The 3,029-nt window shown below is 55.2% G+C and carries 1 protein-coding gene and 2 pseudogenes; 1 reads left to right on the top strand and 2 read right to left on the bottom strand.

From position 1 onward, the window contains the following. Positions 1-1,659 (top strand): annotated as a pseudogene (locus ACM6I7_RS11770) (hypothetical protein); the annotation flags it as partial. 245 nt (positions 1,660-1,904) lie between these two features. Here the strand turns inward: ACM6I7_RS11770 and ACM6I7_RS11765 are convergent. Continuing rightward, positions 1,905-2,261 (bottom strand): annotated as a pseudogene (locus tag ACM6I7_RS11765) (DUF6124 family protein); the annotation flags it as partial. A gap of 140 nt (positions 2,262-2,401) precedes the next feature. Beyond that, the gene (locus ACM6I7_RS11760; protein ID WP_414888633.1) at positions 2,402-2,773 is read right to left on the bottom strand and encodes a DUF6124 family protein; all 372 of its coding nucleotides are present in this window, start codon (positions 2,771-2,773) and stop codon (positions 2,402-2,404) included. Positions 2,774-3,029: the final 256 nt, after the last annotated feature.

Below are 3,029 nucleotides of genomic sequence, written 5' to 3'. Positions count from 1 at the left end.
AGCCCCACCATCGAGCAGGCCGACAACGACGGCGCCGGCCCGGACCTGCATACCGGCAACCTGACCCAAGCTTCCGTACGCATGGGCGACTGGCCGCTGATCGCCCTCAACCAATACGTCTGGTTGCGCCTGTGCGGGACCAATGCCGACGGTAGCGCCTACACACGCGAGATCTGGAGTGCGCCGACGGCCGGCACCAACCCCGACTGGATCGCTGACCGGTTCTTCACTGTTTCGCTTCCAGCCGATGAGCTCAAAGCTCTGCAGGATGGCAGCGATCTGGAGTTGGCGTTTAAAGCGGCGCTTGGTCAGAGCACGGTGGAGAGTGAGGCGGTGGAGTTTCCGGTGCGCACTTATACGATCAAAGCGATTGAGGATGTGCGCCCAGAAATTACCCTAGTGGAAGACTCCAAAGGGAATGAGATTGCCAAAGGCGGATTCACCGTTGATACCCAGATCACGTTGTCAGGGGGTGGGGCCAAAGGTCAGAAAGTCCAGATCAAGGACGGCACCACCGTCAAAGGTGAAGCGACGGTTAACCTGACGACCGGCCTGTGGGAACTGACCCTGACAGGCTTGAGCTTGGCCGCTCACAGCTTCACCGCCATCGCGCTGTATGGCGGTGGTCAGGTGTCCGCAGCGTGGACATTGACGGTGACGGCCAGTACCCCACCGACCATCACCAAGGCCATCGACTCCAAAGGAGCAGCGATTGCCAAAGGCGGATTCACCGTCGATACCCAGATCACGTTGTCAGGGGCCGGGGCCAAAGGTCAGAAAGTCCAGATCAAGGACGGCACCACCGTCAAAGGTGAAGCGACGGTTAACCTGACGACCGGCCTGTGGGAACTGACCTTGACAGGCTTGAGCTTGGCCGCTCACAGCTTCACCGCCATCGCTAAGTATGGCAGTGGGCAGGTATCCACGGCGTGGACGTTGACAGTGACGGCCAATACCGCACCGACCATTACCCATGCACTAGACTCCCAAGGTAGAGACATTCCCCATGGCCAATCGACCGTCGATACCACGGTCAAGCTTAAAGGGAAAGGGGCTAAAGGTCAGAAAGTCCAGATCAAGGACGGCAACATCGAGATAGACATTGCCGACATCAATCCACAAGGTGGTGACTGGGAAATCACTGCAAGGAACTTGAGCGTGGACTCCCATAGTTTCACCGCCACCGCCCAATATGGCAGTGAGCAGGTGTCGAATCCGCGGGTGGTCATCATATCGCCACCCTTGAGTGAAAACTTTAACGACAGGAGCAATGTTATTGAGCCAGTAGTATTGGTTCTTCCTACTATGACAATAGAGCGCAACCCAGTGGCAGGACAACATATAGCAATTTTGACTAATAGCAATTACGAGCCACCTTTCGCCGGAAAATATTTAGGGATAAATGGTGACAACTCCACGACTACATTTACATTCAGGAATAATTACTCATCTATATCGTTCGATTACGCACACACAATCGACCCAGCGACAGCTAAATTTTATGACTCCACGAATAGACTGCTCGGCGAAATAACACTTCTAACAGATAGCCTTACCAAGCCGAAACCTGCTCGATTCCAAGGATCTGGCATAAGAAAAATGATTGTCACCACTGCCCGGTCGGCTGTTGTCTTTGATAACTTTATATTTAGCCAATAATCTTATAAAAAATTACAGGCATTAAAAAGACAGGGACAGGTTCAATTATCCGTCCCTGTCTATGTTTCGCACTTATGGCATGAAGCAGACCTGTAAAGGCAATATAGTCGAACTGATTTATTTAATGGCAGTAGTGAGTAAGTTTACGCCTACAAGAAATCTTTGCCGGGCGCGTAACCTGTGACCAACGCAGATCCATCTAGGTCTTCGCCTGCTCGCGAAGAGGCCATGACTGTTGGTGCCTGTTCCTTGGGCACAACATTATCCAGCGCCTGATTCACCGCCAACTCCCCCAGCATCACCACTTGGGCAATGCCCAGCGCCGTATTACGGCCCGGCCCCTCCAGCGTGCCGGCGAAATCGCCGAGCATCACCGTGGCCGAGGCCAGGGATTCGCAGGCGTTGGCCAGCAGGGATTCGGTGTCGGTTTGCGGGTTGACCAGGAACATGCTGCTGGGGGTGTAGGGTGTGGCCATGATGTTCGCGGGCGCGAGGTAATGGTCGAGGGCGCGTTCGGCGGCTTCGTGGAGTTTTCTTGAGTTGAGGGATTCGTAGGGTGATAGCGGGTCTGTGGTCGGCGGGTTGGGCTTGGGTTCGGGCATCAGGTGGAACTCCGATCGAGGCACTTTGAATGGATGACGACCTGTAGGAGCTGCCGAAGGCTGCGATCTTTTGATCTTGTTTTTTAAAAGCAACATCAAAAGATCGCAGCCTTCGGCAGCTCCTACAGGGGACCGGGCAGTTAGTTCGGCACGCGGCGGCTGTCCAGTACCCGGTTGACCATCAGCTCACTGAGCATGATCACCTGATGCAGCATCAGCATGGCCCGGCGCTGTGAGTTGTCGACGGTGTCGCCGATATCGCGGGCCATGTCACTGCCCGCGGCTAAGGATTCGCAGGCTTCGACGAGCAAGGTTTCTTCGTCCACGGTGGGGTCGATGAGGAAGATTCTGTTCGATTGGCATGACGAGGTTGAAGGGATCGAGATCTTCAGGGCGCCGGGGTTGAGGTAGAAGTTGATGACGCGGTCGGTTGCCGCTTTTATCTTCTGCGGGTCGAGGGCTGGGTCGTACGGGATCGAGGTGTCTGGGGGGTTGGGTGTGGCTTTGAACATGGATGAAGCTCCTGCTTAGCAAAAGTAAGGAGCCATCACTCTCGCTACCAAACGAGGGTGGCGGCCATACGCGGGTTGGTAGACCGGTCTAAGCAGGAAAACCCGGCGCTCCCGAAGGAGCCCCACGCATGGCCACCATGAAATCGAGTCCCTGAAAAGGGACTGCACACGGTGTCGCCATCACACTTAGAAACGGGCTACCAAACCCGATCACTGATTTTCAGTGACAGGGAAACGATATAGCCCGCCCCATAGC

The organism is Pseudomonas sp. IT-93MI4, assembly GCF_949767635.1.
In the GTDB taxonomy this organism is placed as follows: domain Bacteria; phylum Pseudomonadota; class Gammaproteobacteria; order Pseudomonadales; family Pseudomonadaceae; genus Aquipseudomonas; species Aquipseudomonas putida_A.
Note: the sequence above shows the minus strand (reverse complement) of the source record. Positions and strands in the feature narration are given on the sequence as shown.

Coding starts and splice junctions, on each gene's coding strand:
- ACM6I7_RS11760 (WP_414888633.1), bottom strand. CDS start 2,773: ATGTTCAAAGCCACACCCAACCCCCCAGACACCTCGATCCCGTACGAC.